This is a genomic window from Microbacterium sp. NPDC079356, assembly GCF_049545465.1.
Classification (GTDB): domain Bacteria; phylum Actinomycetota; class Actinomycetes; order Actinomycetales; family Microbacteriaceae; genus Microbacterium; species Microbacterium gawkjiense.
Genome location: NZ_JBMWDN010000005.1, coordinates 1 through 18,804 on the forward strand (window position 1 = coordinate 1; position 18,804 = coordinate 18,804).

The window sequence follows — 18,804 nt, forward strand, 5'->3', positions numbered from 1 at the left end:
ACCGGGACGGTTGCCGTCCTCGACATCGGCCTGGCGGAGCCAGTTCTGCAGCGTCGCTTCGCTGATACCGAAGTCAGTGGCGATCTGCTTGATGGTGACGCCGCTCTCACGACGCCGAGCGACCGCGACAACGTCCTCGCGGAACTCTCTGGGATAGGGACCGGGCATGATGACATCCTCCCCGCCAGCGCCTCCCGGCACTAACGATCAGTTGTCACCGATTCGTTCCTCACGCCCTCCAGGTTGGCTCTGTCAGTCTGTTTTGGCCCCGGAGTGACGGCTAGGAGTGGCCCCACTTTCTGACTTGCCGGGGCGGTTCTGACGGTTTGATCTGGCCCCACCTGAGCGTGTGTTTCGTGTTGCTTCAGGATGAGCGGGCCCGGCAGGGGTCGAAAGTGGAATTGTTCGCGGATATCCGCCGTGCCTCGCGCGTCGACGGGCTATCGGTGCGCGCGTTGGCAGACAGGTTCGGGGTCCACCGTCGCACGGTGCGGCAGGCTTTGGCGTTGCCAATTCCGCCGCCGCGGAAGATACCGTCACGGATGTCTCCACGGCTGGGGCCGTACAAGGCGGTGATCGACGCGATGCTCACTCAGGATCTGGACGCGCCTCGTAAGCAGCGGCACACGGCGACAAGGGTTCTCGCGCGGCTGGTCGACGAGCACGAAGCGGCGGGACTGTCGTACTCGACGGTCCGCGACTACGTGCGCGTACGTCGTGCCCAGATCGATGCCGCAGCCGGGCGCCGCGTCGAGGTGTTCGTCCCACAGGAACACGCACCTGGTGAGGAAGCCGAAGTCGATTTCGGCGAGGTCTGGGTGATCCTTGGCGGGGTGAAAACGAAGTGCCACGTGTTCACGTTCCGGCTCTCGCACTCGGGGAAGGCGGTGCACCGGGTGTACTCGACGCAATCGCAGGAAGCGTTCCTGGAAGGACATATCGACGCGTTCGACGAGATAGGTGGGATCCCGACCCGGCACATCCGGTACGACAATCTCACTGCCGCGGTACAGACGGTGCTGTATGGGAAGGGCCGTAGCCGAGTAGAGAACGACCGATGGGTACTGTTCCGCTCGCACTACGGGTTCGACTCGTTCTATTGCCAGCCCGGAATCGACGGCGCCCACGAGAAGGGTGGCGTCGAAGGCGAAGTTGGTCGGTTTCGCCGCACCTGGCTGTCGCCGATGCCGGTCATCGACTCGCTCGCCGAGTTGAACGAGCAGATCCGCCGGTGGGACGCCCGCGACAACGAGCGACGCATCAACACCCGGATCCGCACTGTCGGGCAAGACTTCATCGACGAACAAGCCCGCCTTACGCCATTGCCAGGCGAGCGGTTCGATCCTGGCCTGGTGCTCTACCCGCGGGTAGACCGCTCGAGCCTGATCACCGTGCGGATGGCGAGGTACTCCGTGCCCGCCCGTCTGATCGGGCGGAAGGTGCGGGTCTCGTTGCGGGCGTCTGAACTCGTGGTGTTCGACGGCCACGCCGAGGTCGCTCGGCACGAGCGGGTCGTGGCCCGCGGCGGGGAGTCGATCAACCTTGACCACTACCTCGAGGTCCTCAGGCGCAAGCCCGGCGCGTTGTCCGGGTCCACCGCGCTGGCCCGTGCACGCGAAGCCAGCGTGTTCACGACAGCGCATGACGCGTTCTGGCAGCAAGCGCGGAAGGTCGATGGCGACAGCGCCGGCACAAGGGCTCTGATCGATGTGCTCCTGCTCCACAGGACCATGCGAACCGTCGACGTGATCGCGGGGATCCGTGCCGCCCTCACGGTCGGGGCGGTGTCCGCCGACGTCGTCGCGGTCGAAGCCCGACTGCACGCCGCCGGGCCCGAGTCAGACCGTCATCGCGTTGAACAACCACGACGTGACGTGCAGCGAGTTGTCAGCCTGACCCAGCGTCGCCTCATGGATCCGGCCGCGGTGATCGCCGGACTCCCAGCCGACCGGCGGCCACTGCCATCCGTCGCGCACTACGACGAACTCCTTAACCGACGTTCCGAACCAGAACCGCCGGTCACCGATGAGAGAGAAGGAATCGCCGGATCATGAGCAACCCCACGAATGTCACCACGACCCTGCGTCGGCAGCGCGGGCTGACCGAAGAAGCCGCCGCGGCCGCAGTTGACCAAGCCTGCCGCAGGCTCCGTTTACCCACCATGCGGGCGGTGATGCACGAAGCGATCACGGCCGCGGAACGTGAGCAGCTGACCTACCAAGGGTTCCTTGCCGAGCTCCTCCTCGCCGAGTGCGACGACCGGGACCGCCGGTCCGTTGTCCGCCGCGTGTCGGCAGCCGGGTTCCCGAGGAACAAGTGGCTCGGGGACTTCGATTTCGACGCGAATCCGAACGTCAACCCTGCAACGATCCATACGCTCGCGAACGGGGACTGGATCCGCCGCGGCGATCCGCTGTGTCTGATCGGGGACTCCGGCACCGGGAAGTCGCATCTCCTCATCGGCCTCGGCACCGCCGCTGCAGAGAAGGGCTTCCGCGTCCGGTACACCCTGGCGACGAAGCTCGTGAACGAGCTCGTTGAAGCCGCCGACGAGAAACAACTCACCCGCACCATCAACCGGTACGGACGCGTTGACCTGCTCCTGATCGACGAGCTCGGCTACATGGAACTCGACCGACGCGGCGCCGAACTCCTGTTCCAGGTCCTCACAGAGCGGGAAGAGAAGAACTCCGTCGCGATCGCATCCAACGAGTCGTTCAGCGGGTGGACGAAGACCTTCACTGACCCGCGCCTGTGTGCGGCAATCGTCGACCGGCTCACGTTCAACGGCACCATCATCGAAACCGGCACCACCTCGTACCGCCTCAACCACACCCGTCAGCGGCAGTAGCGATCCGAAAGTCATCAGAGGTAGCGGCAGATGGACTCCGGCGTGCAGGCTTCGGACGCCGTTGCCGTCGCGTGCGCCCGAAGCTCGACGATGCTCCCTCGTAGGGCGCGCAGCTGCTCGAGCTGCTCATCAATCTCCACGAGCCGGCGGTCAAGGAGATCCAGCACGTGAGCGCACGGCGAACCACCCGTGTCGCGAACATCGAGGATCTCCGCGGTCTGCGCAAGGGTGAGCCCCGCCGCGCGAGCCCGATCGATGAACTCGAGCCGCTGCACCGTCTCGTCACCATAGCTGCGGTACCCGGCCGGGGTGCGCTCCGGCGGTTGCAGCAGCCCGCGCTCCTCGTAGTACCGCAGCGTCGACGGTCTCGTCCTCGCCTTCTCCGCGAGTTCTCCGATCCGCATCGTGACACCTCCACCGTCAGTTTGACCTTCAAGCATGCTTGAAGGTCCATTCTGTCGCATAGGGCCGCACGTGCGGCCCGGTCCACCCGAGGAGGCATCATGACTCAGCACAACGAGTTCGATCTTGCGGTGGTCGGGACGGGCGGCGCGGCGATGTCCGCGGCGATCCACGCCCGACTCGAGGGGGCGAGCGTGGTCGCCATCGAATCGGGCACGCTCGGTGGCACCTGCGTGAACGTGGGTTGCGTGCCCTCCAAGACACTCCTCGCGGCCGCGCACACCCGCCACGCCGCGCTCACGAACCCGTTCCCCGGCGCCGCCACCTCCGCTGGGGCCGTCGACCTCGGCGCGCTCGTGCAGCAGAAGGATGAGCTGGTCGGCATGCTCCGCCAGACCAAGTACGCCGACATCGCCGCCGCCTACGGGTTCGACATCCTCCCCGGCACCGCAACATTCACCGATCCCTCAACACTGCTCGTCGATGGACGACCGGTTCGCGCCAAGTCGTATCTCATCGCCACCGGCGCCGAACCGACCATCCCAACGATCCCCGGCCTCGAGCAGATCGATTACCTCACGTCGACCACGGCGATGGAACTCACCGAGCTGCCCGCTTCGCTCGTGGTGATCGGCGGCGGATTCGTCGGCCTCGAACAGGCCCAGCTGTTCGCCCGGCTCGGGGTCGAGGTCACCATCATCGGCCGGCTCGCCCCGCACGCCGAACCAGAACTCTCCTCCGAGCTCCGCAAAGCCTTCCTGACCGACGGAATCACCGTCATAGGCGACCGCGCCGCAACGATCACCCCACACGACGACCTGGTCCGAGTCCTCACCCGCACCGGGAAAGTAGCTACCGGTGAACGCGTCCTCGTCGCCACCGGCCGCACCCCCCGCACCGACGGGCTCGGCCTCGCCACTGCGGGCATCGCGACCGACACCCGCGGCTTCATCATTGTCGACGAACAACAGCGGACCACGAACCCGGCGGTGCTCGCCGCCGGCGACGTCACCGACGTGCCCCAGTACGTGTACGTCGCCGCGAGGACCGGGAAGATCGCCGCACACAACGCCCTCGGTCACTCTGAGCAGGTCGACTACACCGGGTTGCCCTCCGTCCTGTTCACCTCACCCCAACTCGCCTCGGCCGGGATCACCGAAGCCGAAGCCATCGCCGCCGGATACAGATGCGCCTGCCGATACCTGCGACTGGCCGACGTGCCCAGAGCCATCGCCAACCACAACACCCGCGGCGGCATCAAGATCGTCGCCGACGCCGACACCGGCAAAGTCCTCGGAGTCCACGCCCTCGCCGACACCGCCGGCGAGATGATGCTCGCCGCGACCTACGCCATCAAAGCCGGATTCACCGTCACCCAACTCGCCGACACCTGGGCCCCGTACCTCACCATGGCCGAAGGCATCCGCCTCACTGCGAACCTCTTCCGCAACGAACTCCCCACTTCCTGCTGCGCCTGACAACAGACAGCCACCCACATCGACCCGCCGCCACGACGGGGCCACTTCAAACCGTCACCCCGGGGCCAAATCAGGTTGACAAAGTCACGCGAGACGTGTTCGACGGCCCAGGCGGCAGGTCGAAGCCCGAAGCCGCGGCCCGCGCTCTCGCTGAGGCGACCCCCGCCGTCAGCCGCTACCGCGTCTACCGGACGACAACCGAAGAGGCTCGCAAGGCCGAGGCGGAGGGGCGCCGCGCAGAGCCGTCGCTGGCCGTCGATATGACTCGCGTTGGTGCGGAGCGAACCCTCGTGCCGACAGCGTCTGTGCAGGCACTGAGACGGACGCCCAGTCGCGGAGCACGTCAGGGTCGTACTGACGACGCCACCCTAGAGCGCTGACGGCGAAGAGGTGGACCGACCGGGCTAAGCCCGGTCGAGGCAAATGTCGCGTCTTCCTCGGGAGCTCGGGTCGCCGCCTCCACCACTTGGCCTAGATTCTCGCTTGGATTGTGGTCGGCGTGGTGCGCCGATTCGTCCTCGGACTCTATCCAGCCATGGACGGACTGATCGAGACATGGGAGGTCTTCATCGGCGCTCTCGCCGCGGTCGGTCCGTGCGGAAGCCACAATTGGGGTTCTGGAGAGAGGAGCGCCTCGCCGGATTCGTCGCGCCCGCGACATGCAGCGAGGGAAGCCCAGGGCCGACGTGACGAAAGGTCGACCTTGGCCGGAGGCCCACGTCGCCGGGGTCAGGACACGTTGACTCGCAACGCCCACAGGAAGACGCTATACGGGATACGATCGCTGGTCGTTCGTTCAGGGCACTATCCGGTTGCCCAGGTTGCCCGTCACGTAAAGCGCAACGAGTGCTGCGACAACGACTACGACAACGATTCCGAGCACTATTGCCACTCGTTTACTCACGGGTATCTCGCCTTCATTCCGGCCAGGTCTCCGTTGCCGAGATTGCGCTGTGAAGTGAGGCAGGTGGGTGACTCAGGCATCATGACCTGCTGGGTCGCTAGAGCTACATGGTTCAGGCCGAAAAAGTGACCGGCTTCGTGGGTCATCACTCCCTGCAGGTCGTAGGCGCCGGAGCATCCTGTGACTGACGAACCGGTGTACCAAGAGCGGCTGGAAGTGTCGATTCTGATATCTGCGTTGATGATTTGGCCGGATGTGCGCCATGTGCATGTGCCCGCGAGTGTCCCGCTGGAAAGCGGGCCGCCATCGACGACGTTCTTGAGGTCGTTAGCAAGGCAGAGTGAATCGTTGATGTTGGCTGACGTGCTCGTGGTGCCTTGATATGCGTGCGCGGCGCTGTTTGGCTTGTTTTGACCGCATGCTCCGATGCCGTCTGCCATGGCAGTGAACGCGCCCGCAACTCGCGCCTGGCCGCCGAAGCTGGGAGTTTTGTACCACCACTTTGCTGTGGAGAGCCAGCGTTCATTTGAGATTGAGTACGCGTAGCTGTCGCATTTCGGGCTGGTTGCCAATGGAGTCACCACGGGGTCGAAGACAGGGTTCTCGGCCAGCGAAAACTCCGCGGCTACCGAGGGTGAACCCTGGATCTCGACGGCGTCATGCGTCATCGAGAGCGTGGCGATCTCTCCGTCTTCAGATTGAGCGACCGTGAATTCGGGGACTTCCACCCCGGCTCTGCCGATGTGGCGCTGTAAGTGACCGAAGTCCCCCTTTCCGGAAGCACAGCGCCGACACCCGAGGCATCGTCTCGGATGATCAGGTCGCCTAGATCGGTGCAATTAGCTACCTCATCCAGCTCGCTAGCCCAAATCTGCCCGGATTCCACAGCCTCATCACATGCGAACGTCTCAGCGGCGGCTGGCGTTGGCAGAAGAAAGAACGAGGCTGCGATCGCGGCGACGCCTAGTTGTACACCAAGTCTTGATGATTTCATGTTCCCCCCAGGAAGCCGTCCTAATGGCGGCCGTCGTCTGGGACTCTAGGGGAGCTCATGGTTCCCTGTCGACACTCAGCTGGATGAATGAGGTAATCCTCCCCATGTCGCCGTCCAAGTGATGCAGTAGAGGCCGTCGATCAATCCGACTCACTCATCGCTGCCACCACGCTCTCCCGCACGTACCGAATGAGCCCTCGCCCGACGTCATAGAAGTCGGGTCCCGCGCCAGCTGCTCGCATCGTCCGAAGTTCGGACAGGTCGACTCGCAGCGCCTCCGCGGCCTCCGCCGGCGTGAGCAGCAGCGGGCCGTCGACGACCGCCCCCGCCCTCATCGAGCAGCTCGCTTCTTGGCAACGTCGTCGATCTTGTCGGGACGGAACCCCGACCATGACTGATCGGCCGTTTCCACGACGGGCGCCTGCAGGAACCCGGCTGCCTTCAATCTCGCCAGCGCTTCGGGATCGGACAACACCGACGGAGCGTGCGCGCTCGAGACGCTTCGGCTGGCTTGCTCAAGCGCTTGGCGCCACCTGAGCCAGCGATGCTCACGCTAAGCTTCTATGATTATCTAGCTAAGTCTAGTGATTATCTAGATATTGGTAGTTTTCAGTAGATGGGAGTTCGCGTGGATCCCGTTCGCAATCCATACTCGCCGGGCGCGGGACGGAAGCCGGCTGCCCTCGTCGGCCGAGACGACGGGCTACGCGCGTGGTTTACCGCGCTGCAGCGGGCGGAACGTGGGCGAACCGATCAGCCCTTCGTCTTATACGGGCTGCGCGGCGTTGGAAAGACAGTCTTACTGTCTGAGTTTCGCCGCAATGCCATCAAGCGCGGGTGGATTGCTGCGCAGGTGGAGGCGGGCACCGGGAAGGCGTTGCGCGAGCTCCTGGGAGAAGCACTCTATGGGCCCCTGTCCGATCTGGCACGGCCAACGGCAGGAAAGCGTCTCCTCAAGGCGCTGAGAACTGCGCTTACCTTCAACGCGTCGTATGACGCCACTGGAAGTTGGTCTTTTGGGCTAGATCTCTCGGGATCAGACGGAGGTGGGGCTGACACGGGGATTCTTGATACCGACTTGCGGAAGCTGTTGCGAGACCTGTCGGGAGCGGCCGAAGAAGAGGGGGTCGGCCTGGCGATCTTCATCGACGAAGCACAGGATCTAGATCCAGACGAACTCGCGACCCTCTGCGCGATAGCTCACGCAGCGGCCCAGGATGAATGGCCGCTTCTGTTCGCGTTCGCGGGCCTGCCGAGCCTCCCGCGGATCCTGGCTGAGGCGAAGTCTTACGCGGAGCGGATCCACTACTTCAAGATCCAACAGATTGATGAGAGCGTCGTCGCCGAGGCTCTGACAATCCCCGCTGCGCAGGAAGACGCAGAGTGGGAGGATGAAGCCGTCGCTCTCGTGGTGGCGAACTCCGGTCGTTACCCATATTTTCTGCAGCAGTACGGCCAGGAAACCTGGAACGTCGCAGCGGGTCCTGTCATCACAAAGACTGACGCCGAACTCGGGATCGCTCACGGGAACAATCAGCTGGACAACGGCTTCTTCCGTGCGCGATGGGACCGGGCCACTCGGTCAGAACAGCACTACCTCAGAGCGATGGCTGCGGACGGAGACGCCGGTAGTTTCTCGGGAGAGATCGCGTCACGGCTCGGCAAGAGTCCAAAAAGCTTGGGCCCGACCCGCGCCGCGCTGATCGGGAAGGGCTTGGTGTATGCCCCGGAACACGGAGTCGTCGCCTTCACCGTTCCCGGCATGGCCGCATTCATTGCAAGGCAACTGGACGCCTAGGGCGTGTTGATCAAGAAGGTGCGGGGTGGCCAGCCGCCGCGAGTTGCGCTTCTGCTTGTCGCCGAAAGCGATCGGCCGGCCCGGCTTCTTGCGGCGGTGCGCGATCTGGTCGTCCCGCTCGGGGATGGTCGCCGCGATCCTCCGGTCGCGGAGCCAGGCGCGGTTCGCCCTTGAGGGGTACCCCTTGTCGGCGAGCACCCGGTCGGGGCGGGTGCGGGGGCGGCCCTTCCCGTCGCGGGGAACGCGGATGTTCTCCAGCACCGCGCTCATCATCGTGGTGTCGTTGATGTTCCCGGCGGTGATCATCATGCTCAGCGGCCGGCCGCGGCCGTCGCAGACCAGGTGCAGTTTGGTCGTCAGCCCGCCGCGGGAGCGTCCGATCCCGTGATCAGGCGGCTCGGACCACGGATTCTTGTGATTCGGCACAGCCCCCTGTGTCCCGGGCGAGGGTCGCGCCGTGCTGATGCACGCGCGCGATCGTGGAGTCGATCGAGACGACCCAGTCGATTTCCCCAGCGGCGTCGGCCTGCTTCTGCACCTCGGTGAGCAGCTTCTGCCAGGTGCCGTCTCCGGCCCACCGGTTGAACCGCTTGTAGATCGAGTTCCACTTCCCGAACCGTTCCGGAACGTCACGCCACGGCGCACCGGTCCGGTACTTCCACGCCATCCCCTCGATAGCGAGCCGGTGATCCGTCCACGGCCGCGACCGACCGGTCACCGTCGGCATCAACGGCTCCATCACGGCCCACACCTCGTCAGAGATCTCCTGTCGCGTCACCGTTCAAGACTCACCCACCGAGGAGCGGAACCTCTTGATCAACACGCCCTAGTAGTCCTCGGAGTACACAAGGGCGGCGGCGCTTCCTTCGCCATCTTTTCGAAGCTCCAGTACGCGCCCAGCGGCACCCGGCCACGGTACAACTACTAAGCAGATGAAGATGAAGCTTAGGTCGCTCGTGATTGTTCCCTCGCTGCTCGCCGTGATGCTGGCGGGGTGTGCCGGTACTGACGAGTTGACCGTCGCTACTTACAAGCCAACAGGCGAAGGTGGGAATGGCGCCGCGTTTGCTGGCACTCTGACCCGGAGCGAGTCAGGGTGTCTCACGATCGCATCTGGTGATTCCTCCGTGGTGCCTGTGTTCCCCGATGATGCGATCGCCGTCGACGGCGAGGCCATCCTCTACAGGAGCCAGACTTACAGCCTGGGGGACACGATCAGACTGGGTGGCGGCTTCGTCAATAGTCAAGACCTGCCCGAAGAATGCGCGGAGGAGACCGACACCTTCATCGTCTCCGCGAACCCTTAGGTGACGTTCTCCAGCTCGGCGGACCGTGCCATCCCGACCCGCCCTGGGGGCGGAATGACCGGTAGCGCTGCCGCTGATGCGCGCTCCCGTCGAGGATCACCAACGAGCGCTAGGACGCTGTCCCGCGCGTACCGGATGAGACCGCGGCCCACGTCGTGATAGTCGGGCCCGATGCCGATGGTGCGCATCGTCCGAAGTTCGGACAGGTCGACTCGTAGCACCTCCGCGGCCTCCGCCGGCGTCAGCAACAGAGGCGCGTCGCCGACTGCGCCTGCGGACTGTTCGGCTGGCGGTTCCAGGCGACGAATGAGACCGGAGAGTCGATCGTGTTCGACGTCTACGGCGGGCCGTGGGAGTGGCACGTTCACCGAAGCTCGATCTCGCCATCGAAATGCGCCCAGACGAGCCACGGCACCGGGCCGAGTTGCCGAGCCTGCGCGCGGGTCTCGTCGGAGGCGCCCGCGGCGGTGAGCGCCGCCTCCCATCGCGATGACAGGGCGGCGGCGTCTGCGGCATCCGGGCGGAAGGCGGCCAGCCGCACTGCTTCCTTCCGGAGCGCCTGATCGTCGCGGCTGCGGTCGGCGCGCGCGTCGGCGCCGCGCGCGGGGCTGGTCGCGCTGCCGCGCCGGCGGGCGAAGATCACCGCCAGGGCGACCAGTTCGACCAGCAGGATGCCCCCGGCCACGAACCACGATCCCAGCTGCTCCTGCGTGAAGGGCACGCCGCGGGATGCCGTGCCGACGATCATCCGGTATCCGATGAGCAGCGCGAGGACGACGGCGACGATCACCGTCATCACCATCCCCACGTATGCGGGGTAGGGCGAGGCCCGCCGGGCGAGGAACCCGACGACCACCAGCAGCACGGCGGCGATCGGCGTCGCGATGATGACGAGCGGCAGCGCGATCTCGATGTCGACGACGACGCCGCGAACGGGCGGCAGGAACATCGACGCCGCCGTCACGACCGCCAGCAGCGCGAAGGTGAGCACGGTGCCCCAGGCACGGTCGTGGGAGCCTGTTCCGAGGTCCGAACGGCGCGGGACAGGGATCGCGTCGCGCGGCCCGGATATGAAGTCGCGGCGCTCCCGCGACAGGCGCATCACGGCGGGGAGCAGTCGATTGGAGAGCCCGCGGTCCGCGGCGATGGCTTGGTGAGCGGCACGCGCGACCGCGATGATCTCCTCGTTGCTGCCCACCAGCTGAACGGTACGGGTGCTCATGCAGAACCTCCTCTCACGACCGTGCGGGGACGGGGAGTGCAGCCTCCTCCACGAGCGGCACCTGGACGGTGACCGCGCGCCCGGCCTGCACGAAGATACCTCGTCCGGCGGGGACAGGGCTTGCGCTCCACAGATGTCCGAACGGCCGATTCTCGGCGGCAGGAGCGGATGCGAGGGGTAGGCGGAAACGACTGCAAGCTTTAGCGGCGCCCGAGCTTCGCTCCCCTCGCCCTTCGTCGCGCCCGAGTCGAGCGACGCTCCTCGAGACGACGCTCACTGATACCCGCCGATCGGGCGTACCCATTCGGACGAGCTTCGTCCAGAAGCCGCGTACCGGCACGCGGGAGCCTCGCGGTGCGAAGCTGGCTGAACTCGTCACGGCTCGTAGCTCGACGGCTCTGGACGCCTTCCTCATGATCCACGCTGTTGCGTCGGCATCATCGCCGTACGGCGCATGTCTGCATCCGGCGGTCGTGCTCCGGGGACGCGAACTGTCGCGCGGTCGCAGGGACGACGACGATTCGGGTCCCTGGAAGCTTGCGCCAGACGGCTCAGGCCTGCGTCACGCGCTCCACCCGGGCTCATCGCCGAGGCCGGTGAGGATGCGGGCGGTGATCGTCCGCAGGTGCTTCTGCTGCGCGGCGGTGAGCCGGTCGAGCACCGCGCGTCTCACCAGATCGACGTGGCCGGGGCCCGCCGCGCGACGGACCTCGGCCCCCGCATCCGTGAGGATCGCGAGGGTGTAACGGCCGTCCGCGGGGTCGGTCTCACGGCGGAGGTATCCGCGCGATTCGAGGCGGGTCGCCGCGCGGGACAAGCGCGAGAGCGAGCTGTGGGCGTACCCGGCGAGCGTGCTCATCCGCAGCCGCCCGTCCTCGGCGCGGGACAGGGCGTAGAGGATGCCGTACTCGAAGTGGGTAAGTGCGGCATCCCGCTGCAACTGGGCGTCCAGCGCCGCGGGCAGCCACTCGAGCAGCGTCGCCAGCGACGACCAGGTCTCGAGGTCGTCGGGGGAGAGGTCGTCGTCCGCAGCCACCTTCCGAGCCTATGTCATGACTTGCTCAGTCAAGCGATCCGGGCTACCGTCACTTGCTCAGTCAAGTGAAAGGCACCATCGATGGACCTCCAGCTGCGTGACACGCGCGCTCTCATCACCGGTTCGACGCAAGGCATCGGGTTCGCGATCGCCGAAGCCCTCGCGGCCGAAGGCGCCGCGGTCATCCTCAACGGACGGGATGCCGTCCGCACGCACGCGGCTGCGGATCGGCTCCGCGCGCTCGTCCCCGGAGCGGACGTCGACGTCGCGCCCGGGGACGTCACCGACCCGGCTGCGCTCACGGGCCTGTCCGAGGTCGACATCCTCGTCAACAACGCCGGCGCGTTCGGGCTGAACGAGTTCGCCGACGCCGACGACGCGGAGTGGCAGCGATACCTCGACGTGAACCTGACCGCCGGCGTCCGCCTCTCGCGCCGAGTGCTGCCGGGCATGCTCGAGCGCGGATGGGGCCGCATCCTCTTCATCGCGAGCGAGTCGGGCGTGAACGTCCCGGCCGACATGATCCCGTACGGCGTCTCGAAGGCGGCGACGATCGCACTCGGAAACGGCCTCGCGAAACTCACGCGGGGCACGCAGGTCACCGTCAACACCGTGCTCGGCGGGCCGACATACTCGGACGGCGTCGCGACCGTGATCGAGTCGATCGCGGCGGCGCAGGGCGTGCCGGCCGACGCCGTCGCGGCATCCGTCATCGGTCGGAACACGACGACGCTGCTGCAGCGCTTCATTCGACCCGAGGAGATCGCGGCGCTCGTCGCGTTCCTGGCGAGTCCGCGTGCGTCGGCGATTAACGGCGCCGCGCTCCGCGCCGACGGCGGAGTGCTGACCGGGACGCTGTGACGCCGGAACCCCGCGCCCCCGCGTCAGAAGACGATCGTGTGGTTCCCGTGGCGGATGACGCGGTCCTCGGAGTGCCAGCGCACCGCGCGGGACAGCACCTGACGCTCGACGTCGGCGCCGCGGCGGACGAGCTCGGCGGTCGTGTCGGCGTGCGTGACGCGGATCGTGTCCTGCTCGATGATCGGGCCCTCGTCGAGGTCGCCGGTGACGTAGTGGCTCGTCGCGCCGATGAGCTTCACGCCGCGCTCCTTGGCCTTGCGGTACGGCTCGGCGCCGATGAAGGCGGGCAGGAACGAGTGGTGGATGTTGATGACCGGCACCGCGAGCTCCTCGAGGAACTCCGGCGACAGGATCTGCATGTACCGCGCCAGCACGACGAAGTCGACGTTGCCCTTGAGTAGCTCGAGGATCTTCGCCTCGGACGCCGACTTGTCGGGGCCGGGCGTCGACGGCACGTGGAAGAACGGCACCCCGAACGAGCGGACGTCCTCGGCCGACGAGGTGTGGTTGGAGATGACCATCGGGATGCTGGTGGGCAGCTCACCGCGACGGTTGCGCCACAGCAGGTCGAGCAGGCAGTGGTCCTGCTTCGACGACAGGATCGCCATGCGCTTGGGCACCGACTGGTCCGTCAGCGACCACTCGAGCTCGAACGGGGCGAGGGTCTCGGCGATCTCCGCCTCGATCGCGGGGCGCTGCGCACCGAAGCCGGGCCGGTGGAACACGACGCGCTGGAAGTACGCCCCGCCCCGGGGGTCGTCCGAGTACTGGTCGAACTGCACGATGTTGCCGCCGATCCGCGTGATCATCGCCGAGACGGCGGCGATGATCCCCGGGCTGTCCTTGCCGTGCACGATGAGGCAGGCGTGGTCGGGGTGGAGCTGCGGGGCGGGCGACGTCATCCCTCGATTCTGCCCTGTGAGATGACGGATGCCGACCGCGTGACGCGCGGCATCCGTCAGCGCACGCCCTTCATGAGCGACAGCACCGGCTTCACGCAGACGAGCAGCAGCACGCCCATCGCAATCGAGATCCCGCCGAGCGTCGCGAAGTACGGCACCTCGTTCGTCGGGTCGTACAGCGTCGCGAGCTGACCGGCGATCGCGGTGCCGAGCGACACCGAGAGGAAGAACAGCGCGACCATCTGCGTCTGGAACCGCACCGGCGCGAGCTTCGTCGCCGCCGACAAGCCGACCGGCGAGAGCATCAGCTCCGCGATCGTGAAGACGAGCAGGATGCCGACGATCGCCAGCAGCGGCGTCGAGTTCGCCCCGCCACCGGCGAACGGCAGGAAGAGCAGGAACGCGACACCCATGACGGCGACACCCAGCGCGAACTTCACCGGGGTCGAGGGCTGACGCGCGCCGAGCTTCGACCAGACGGCCGTGAACACGCCCGCCAGCAGGATGATGAACACCGGGTTGATCGACTGCACCCACGGGATCGGCATCTCCCAGCCGAACAGGTCGCGGTTCAGGCGCTCGGCAGAGTAGAGCGTCACGACCGTGAACTGCTGCTGGTAGAGCGACCAGAAGACGACCGACGTGACGAACAGCGGCAGGAAGCCCCACACGCGGCTGCGCTCCTGCGTCGTGATCTGCCGGCTCAGCAGGATGACGGCGAAGTACGCGATCGCCGCGAGGATCACCGCCCCGATCACGATCAACGCCAGGTTGTCGGCGCGGATGACACCGGTCAGGACCAGGACCACGATGACCACGACGGCCGCCGCGCCGATCCCCGCGAACAGCGGGTAGCGCCCGCGCGGCAGCGGATTGGGCACCACGCGTGCCTCGGCGGGCAGGCTCCGGCGGCCGAACGAGTACTGCGTGAGGCCGAGCGCCATGCCGAGGGCGGCGAGCCCGAAGCCCCAGTGGAACCCGAGGGTCGACTGCAGCAGCCCGGTGAGCAGGGGGCCGGCGAACGCGCCGAGGTTGATACCGAGGTAGAACAGCGAGAAACCTGCATCCCGTCGCGGATCGTCGGCGGCGTACAGGGTGCCGACGACGCTCGTGGCGGTCGCCTTGAGCCCGCCGGATCCGAAGGCGACGAGGATGAGGCCGACGGTCACCCCCGCGAAGCCGGGGAGCAGTGCGAGCGCGATGTGCCCCGCCATGATGACGATCGCGCTGAGGAACAGGACGCGCTCGGCGCCGAGGATGCGGTCGGCGATCCAGGCGCCGAGGACGGTCGACAGGTACACCGCGCCGCCGTACGCGCCGACGATGCTCGCGGCGACCGTCTTGTCGACCCCGAGCCCGCCGTCGGTGACGGAGAAGTACAGGTACAGGAGCAGGATGCCCTGCATGCCGTAGAAGCTGAAGCGCTCCCACATCTCGACGCCGAACACGTGCGCGAGCGCGAACGGCTGGCCGAAGAATCGGGTGTCGCGCGCTGCGGTGCCGTCGGAGGGCGGGAGGTCGACGGGAGGTACGTTCCGCATTCGTCCCAGGCTAGGCGCGTGTCCTGGACGAGGCGCCCAGGTTGTGCCGCACCCCACGCGGGTGTATCAGTCCGCGTCAGCGGCGCGCGTCGCGTGCCGATCGGCGACAAGGGTGTCGCGCACGCGACGACGGAGCACCTTGCCGATGAGGGATTTCGGCAGCTCCTCCCAGACGACGTAGGTCGTCGGCCGCTTGTACTCCGCGAGCCGCTCACGAGCCAGCTCGCGCGCGGCGGCCTCGTCGAAGGCGGCACCGTCCTCCAGGACGACGACCGCCGTGACGACCTCGGCGCCACCGCCGCGGGGGATGCCGACCACCGCCGTCTCGGCGACGCCCGGCGTCCCGGTCACGACCTGCTCGACCTCCGACGGGGCGACGTTGAAGCCGCCCGTGATGATGAGCTCCTTCTTGCGGTCGACGACCGTGACGAAGCCGTCCTCGTCCTGCTGCACGAGATCGCCGGTGCGCACCCAGCCGCCCTCGAGCAGTGTCGCCGCCGTCTCCTCGGGGCGGTTCCAGTAGCCGGCGAACACCTGCGGCCCGTGGATGAGCAGCTCGCCGGTCTCGCCCTGCGCCACCTCGTGGGTCGGTTCCTCCTGGTCGACGACCTTGATGTCGGTGGAGGGGAAGGGGATGCCGATGGCCCCGATGCGGCGCGACTCGTCGAACGGGTTGGCCAGGGCGATGGGACTCGTCTCGGTGAGGCCGTACCCCTCGTTGAGCATGCTGCCGGCGAGCTTCTCCCAGCGCGAGACGACGGCGGGCGTGAGGGTCATCGCACCCGAGATCGAATACACGACGCGGCTCAGGTCGAGGTCGCCGTCGCGGGCGACCCGGGCCAGCCGGTCGAACATCGGCGGGACGGCGGGGATGAACGTCGGGGGGAACCGCTTCGCGGCATCCACCACCAGTTCGGGGTCGAACGTCGGGAACAGGACGGCGCGCGACCCGGTCTCGACGGAGTAGATGACCGACAGCAGCAGCCCGAAGGAATGGAACATCGGCAGCAGCCCGTAGATGCTGCCCTCGCCGTGTCGGAAGTCGGGCATCCACGCGGCGCCCATGCGGGCGTTGGCCCACAGGTTGCCGTGGGTGATCATGGCGCCCTTCGGGACCCCGGTGGTCCCCGAGGTGTACTGCAGGCACGCGAGGTCGTCGCGGCTCGGTCGCGGATGGCTCGCGGGCAGGGCGGGAGAGTTCTCGAGCCGCCCGAACGGGATCGTCCCGGGTGCAGCACCCGTGAGCTTGGCGCGCGACTCCCGGGCCTTCGCCACGGGGAGGCGCAGCAGCATCCGCGTCGTCAGCGGCATCGCGGTGGTCACGTCGACCGAGACGACGTCGCGGATGCCGAGCTCGGCCGGCAGCGACTGCACGAGCGGCGCCACCTTGTCCCACGCGATGACGGTGCGCGCGCCGTGGTCGCGGAACTGCACCTCGAGCTCGTCCCGCGTGTAGAGCGGGTTGTGCTCGACGACGACGGCACCGAGCCGCAGCACCGCGTAGAACGCGATGACGTGCTGCGGGGCGTTGGGCATGATCAGCGCGACGCGGTCGCCGGCGCCCACGCCGAGCTTCCGCAGGCCCTCGGCGACGCGCGCGACCCGCGCCCCGAGCTCGTCGTAGGTCACCGTCCGGCCGAAGAACGCGATCGCGTCGCGCTCGCCGTATTGGGCGACGCGCTGCTCGAGCAGGTCGACGAGCGAGCCCGTGACGGGTTCGATGTCGACCGGCGTGCCGGCGGCGTAGAAGCGGTTCCAGGCGCGGGTCTCGTTCAGCTGCACGGCAACGATCCTAGGCAGCGGAGGTGGCGAGCGCGTGCCCCTTGCTCGCGAGGGGCACGCGCGCAAGCGCTCGCGGCGACGGATGCGGCGTGCGACGCTCGAGCGATGATCACCGATGCGCACCCCGCCCCCCGGGACCACGACGCCGGCTTCTTCGGCGACCTGCCCCGCACGGATTATGGGGTCGTCGTCGGCAACTGCCAGGCCGAATCGGTGCGCCTCGTCCTCGATTCCGACGAGCTGCCGCTCGTGCGCGTCCCTCCCGTGTACCTGCTGGATGCCGCCGCGACCCGCCGCCTGCACGAGGTGGTCGCGGGCGCCGCGGCGCTCATCGCGCAGCCGGTGAAGGACGACTACCACGGGCTTCCCCTGGGGACGCGGCAGCTCGCGGCATCCCTCCCGCCGTCGGGCCGGGCAGTCACGTTCCCGATCGTCCGCTTCACCGGCCTGCACCCCTTCCAGGCCGCGCTGCACGTGCCGGGCGTCGAGGAGACGCCGCCGCTCGTCGCGTACCACGACGTCCGCACGCTCGCGCTGGCGGCCGGGGCGCCCGTGCGGGAGCGGCTCGACCCCGACGGCGTGCGCGCCGAGGCCGCCGCCTCGCTCGCCGAACTCCGCCGGCGCGAGGAGACCCTCGACGTCGCGGCGTCGGATCTGTTCGCCGAGCCCCGGTTCGACCTCGTCCGCACGGTGAACCATCCGGGCAACGAGGTGATCCTCGCGCTCGGCGACCGGATCCTGCGTGCGCTCGGCCGCGACGGTGCCGCGCGCGACCCGGGCCGACCCCTCCTGAACGCGGTCCACGCGCCGCGCGAGGACTGGGTGATCGACGCGTGGGGTCTCGACGCCGACGCGGTCCCGGACTGGACGGTCGACGGGCGACGCGTCGACCTCGCCGAGGTCCGCGACGCGCACCTCGCCTGGTACCGGGAGCACCCGCAATTCGTCCGCGGCGCGGTCGACCGGCTGCGGCCCACGCTGGAGCGCTGGCGCCGCTGATCGGCGTAGCGTGGCGGCATGGCTGACGGGCTCGACATCCGCGAACTGCACACGATCGACGAGATGGTCGCCGCGAGCGGCGTGTTCGAAGCTGTCTGGGGTTCGCCCGACGGCGGGATGCCGCCCAACCTGCTGCGGGCTCTCGAACACTCCGGCAACTACGTCGTCGGGGTGTACGACGGCGACCGCATGATCGCGGCGTCGGCGGCGTTCTTCGGGCCCCCGGCATCCCGCAGCATGCACTCCCACGTCACGGGTGTGCTCCCCGATGCGCAGGCGCGGGGGATCGGGCGGGCGTTGAAGGCGCACCAGCGCGAGTGGGCGTTCGCGCGCGAGGTCGGCACGATCACCTGGACCTTCGACCCGCTCATCGCCCGCAACGCGCACTTCAATCTCGCGGCCCTCGGCGCGCGGGTCACCGACTACCTCGTCGACCACTACGGCGACATGGGCGACGCGATCAACAGCGGCGACGAGAGCGACCGGCTGCACGTCGCGTGGCACCTCGCCTCGCCGGTGCCCACGCCCGACGCGGCCGAGGTGGTCGCCACCGTCGCGATCCCGACCGACGTCGAGGCGCTCCGTCGGACGGATCCGGATGCCGCGGCCCGGGCGCGCCACGAGGTGCGCGCCGCGTTCCGGGCGCAGCTCGACGCGGGTCTCGTCGTGGGCGGGTTCCGCACCGGCGAGGGCTACCTCTTCGTCCGGCCGTGACGCCGCGCGTAGC

The 18,804-nt window shown here is 67.7% G+C and carries 18 protein-coding genes and 1 pseudogene; 8 read left to right on the top strand and 11 right to left on the bottom strand.

Annotated features, from left to right (window positions below; all coding sequences use genetic code 11):
• Positions 1-168, bottom strand: a 168-nt coding sequence (locus tag ACPEH0_RS11590) for a transposase (protein WP_366214318.1), incomplete at its 3' end; no start/stop codon positions are given.
• 191 nt (positions 169-359) lie between these two features.
• Here ACPEH0_RS11590 and istA point away from each other — a divergent pair.
• Both istA and istB read left to right on the top strand, forming a co-directional pair.
• Positions 360-2,054 carry an IS21 family transposase gene (istA, locus tag ACPEH0_RS11595; RefSeq protein WP_366214319.1) on the top strand — a complete coding sequence of 565 codons (1,695 nt, stop codon included), beginning with the start codon at positions 360-362 and terminating at the stop codon, positions 2,052-2,054.
• The gene (istB, locus tag ACPEH0_RS11600; protein WP_054682946.1) at positions 2,051-2,851 is read left to right on the top strand and encodes an IS21-like element helper ATPase IstB; all 801 of its coding nucleotides are present in this window, start codon (positions 2,051-2,053) and stop codon (positions 2,849-2,851) included. Before istA ends, istB begins: the two co-directional genes overlap by 4 nt.
• A 14-nt stretch (positions 2,852-2,865) precedes the next feature.
• Here istB and ACPEH0_RS11605 read toward each other — a convergent pair whose 3' ends face one another.
• Positions 2,866-3,255 carry a heavy metal-responsive transcriptional regulator gene (locus ACPEH0_RS11605; RefSeq protein WP_054682943.1) on the bottom strand — a complete coding sequence of 130 codons (390 nt, stop codon included), beginning with the start codon at positions 3,253-3,255 and terminating at the stop codon, positions 2,866-2,868.
• A 99-nt stretch (positions 3,256-3,354) separates the two neighbouring features.
• Here ACPEH0_RS11605 and merA point away from each other — a divergent pair, with 99 nt between their 5' ends.
• Positions 3,355-4,731 carry a mercury(II) reductase gene (gene merA / locus ACPEH0_RS11610; RefSeq protein WP_366214203.1) on the top strand — a complete coding sequence of 459 codons (1,377 nt, stop codon included), beginning with the start codon at positions 3,355-3,357 and terminating at the stop codon, positions 4,729-4,731.
• Between the two features lie 900 nt (positions 4,732-5,631).
• On the opposite strand, the gene ACPEH0_RS11615 is transcribed toward merA, so the two are convergent.
• Together ACPEH0_RS11615 and ACPEH0_RS11620 are read right to left on the bottom strand one after the other, a co-directional pair.
• A complete protein-coding gene (locus tag ACPEH0_RS11615; RefSeq protein ID WP_366214204.1) occupies positions 5,632-6,363 on the bottom strand; it encodes a matrixin family metalloprotease in 732 nt (243 codons plus the stop codon).
• 597 nt (positions 6,364-6,960) lie between these two features.
• Positions 6,961-7,104, bottom strand: a complete 144-nt coding sequence (locus ACPEH0_RS11620) for a hypothetical protein (RefSeq protein ID WP_423719072.1) — start codon at positions 7,102-7,104, stop codon at positions 6,961-6,963.
• A 153-nt stretch (positions 7,105-7,257) separates the two neighbouring features.
• Between ACPEH0_RS11620 and ACPEH0_RS11625 the strand changes: the two genes are divergently transcribed.
• A complete protein-coding gene (locus ACPEH0_RS11625; protein WP_366214205.1) occupies positions 7,258-8,427 on the top strand; it encodes an ATP-binding protein in 1,170 nt (389 codons plus the stop codon).
• A 105-nt stretch (positions 8,428-8,532) separates the two neighbouring features.
• On the opposite strand, the pseudogene ACPEH0_RS11630 reads toward ACPEH0_RS11625, so the two are convergent.
• Together ACPEH0_RS11630 and ACPEH0_RS11635 are read right to left on the bottom strand one after the other, a co-directional pair.
• Positions 8,533-8,853 (bottom strand): annotated as a pseudogene (locus tag ACPEH0_RS11630) (transposase); the annotation flags it as partial.
• Entirely contained in the window at positions 8,816-9,205 is a 390-nt protein-coding gene (locus ACPEH0_RS11635; protein WP_007929259.1) for an IS5 family transposase, read from the bottom strand. The gene ACPEH0_RS11635 and the pseudogene ACPEH0_RS11630, both read right to left, overlap by 38 nt.
• A 154-nt stretch (positions 9,206-9,359) precedes the next feature.
• On the opposite strand from ACPEH0_RS11635, the gene ACPEH0_RS11640 reads away from it, so the two are divergent.
• Complete coding sequence (locus ACPEH0_RS11640; protein WP_366214206.1) at positions 9,360-9,734, top strand: hypothetical protein; 375 nt, start codon at positions 9,360-9,362, stop codon at positions 9,732-9,734.
• Between the two features lie 364 nt (positions 9,735-10,098).
• Here the strand turns inward: ACPEH0_RS11640 and ACPEH0_RS11645 are convergent, their stop codons facing one another.
• Positions 10,099-10,956, bottom strand: coding sequence for a hypothetical protein (locus ACPEH0_RS11645; protein WP_366214207.1), 858 nt, complete (start codon positions 10,954-10,956; stop codon positions 10,099-10,101).
• A gap of 562 nt (positions 10,957-11,518) precedes the next feature.
• Complete coding sequence (locus ACPEH0_RS11650) at positions 11,519-11,992, bottom strand: MarR family winged helix-turn-helix transcriptional regulator (RefSeq protein WP_366214208.1); 474 nt, start codon at positions 11,990-11,992, stop codon at positions 11,519-11,521.
• An 81-nt stretch (positions 11,993-12,073) separates the two neighbouring features.
• On the opposite strand from ACPEH0_RS11650, the gene ACPEH0_RS11655 reads away from it, so the two are divergent.
• Positions 12,074-12,853 (top strand): SDR family NAD(P)-dependent oxidoreductase, encoded by a 780-nt coding sequence (locus tag ACPEH0_RS11655; protein ID WP_366214210.1) that lies wholly within the window; start codon positions 12,074-12,076, stop codon positions 12,851-12,853.
• Positions 12,854-12,876: 23 nt separating this feature from the next.
• Here the strand turns inward: ACPEH0_RS11655 and purU are convergent, their stop codons facing one another.
• From purU to ACPEH0_RS11670, 3 genes are all read right to left on the bottom strand, one after another.
• Positions 12,877-13,755 carry a formyltetrahydrofolate deformylase gene (purU, locus tag ACPEH0_RS11660; RefSeq protein ID WP_064003436.1) on the bottom strand — a complete coding sequence of 293 codons (879 nt, stop codon included), beginning with the start codon at positions 13,753-13,755 and terminating at the stop codon, positions 12,877-12,879.
• 56 nt (positions 13,756-13,811) lie between these two features.
• Entirely contained in the window at positions 13,812-15,296 is a 1,485-nt protein-coding gene (locus ACPEH0_RS11665) for a peptide MFS transporter (RefSeq protein ID WP_366214211.1), read from the bottom strand.
• A gap of 66 nt (positions 15,297-15,362) precedes the next feature.
• A complete protein-coding gene (locus ACPEH0_RS11670) occupies positions 15,363-17,078 on the bottom strand; it encodes a long-chain-fatty-acid--CoA ligase (RefSeq protein ID WP_366214213.1) in 1,716 nt (571 codons plus the stop codon).
• A 105-nt stretch (positions 17,079-17,183) separates the two neighbouring features.
• Between ACPEH0_RS11670 and ACPEH0_RS11675 the strand changes: the two genes are divergently transcribed.
• Both ACPEH0_RS11675 and ACPEH0_RS11680 read left to right on the top strand, forming a co-directional pair.
• Positions 17,184-18,077 (top strand): WcbI family polysaccharide biosynthesis putative acetyltransferase, encoded by an 894-nt coding sequence (locus tag ACPEH0_RS11675; protein WP_366214214.1) that lies wholly within the window; start codon positions 17,184-17,186, stop codon positions 18,075-18,077.
• An 18-nt stretch (positions 18,078-18,095) separates the two neighbouring features.
• Positions 18,096-18,791 (top strand): GNAT family N-acetyltransferase, encoded by a 696-nt coding sequence (locus tag ACPEH0_RS11680; RefSeq protein WP_366214215.1) that lies wholly within the window; start codon positions 18,096-18,098, stop codon positions 18,789-18,791.
• Positions 18,792-18,804: the final 13 nt, after the last annotated feature.

Bases quoted from the DNA above. Each gene is read 5' to 3' on its own strand.
- ACPEH0_RS11605 (WP_054682943.1), bottom strand. From the start codon at position 3,255: ATGCGGATCGGAGAACTCGCGGAGAAGGCGAGGACGAGACCGTCGACG.
- ACPEH0_RS11655 (WP_366214210.1), top strand. From the start codon at position 12,074: ATGGACCTCCAGCTGCGTGACACGCGCGCTCTCATCACCGGTTCGACG.
- ACPEH0_RS11640 (WP_366214206.1), top strand. From the start codon at position 9,360: ATGAAGATGAAGCTTAGGTCGCTCGTGATTGTTCCCTCGCTGCTCGCC.
- merA (WP_366214203.1), top strand. From the start codon at position 3,355: ATGACTCAGCACAACGAGTTCGATCTTGCGGTGGTCGGGACGGGCGGC.
- ACPEH0_RS11680 (WP_366214215.1), top strand. From the start codon at position 18,096: ATGGCTGACGGGCTCGACATCCGCGAACTGCACACGATCGACGAGATG.
- ACPEH0_RS11645 (WP_366214207.1), bottom strand. From the start codon at position 10,956: ATGAGCACCCGTACCGTTCAGCTGGTGGGCAGCAACGAGGAGATCATC.
- ACPEH0_RS11675 (WP_366214214.1), top strand. From the start codon at position 17,184: ATGATCACCGATGCGCACCCCGCCCCCCGGGACCACGACGCCGGCTTC.
- ACPEH0_RS11665 (WP_366214211.1), bottom strand. From the start codon at position 15,296: ATGCGGAACGTACCTCCCGTCGACCTCCCGCCCTCCGACGGCACCGCA.
- istB (WP_054682946.1), top strand. From the start codon at position 2,051: ATGAGCAACCCCACGAATGTCACCACGACCCTGCGTCGGCAGCGCGGG.
- purU (WP_064003436.1), bottom strand. From the start codon at position 13,755: ATGACGTCGCCCGCCCCGCAGCTCCACCCCGACCACGCCTGCCTCATC.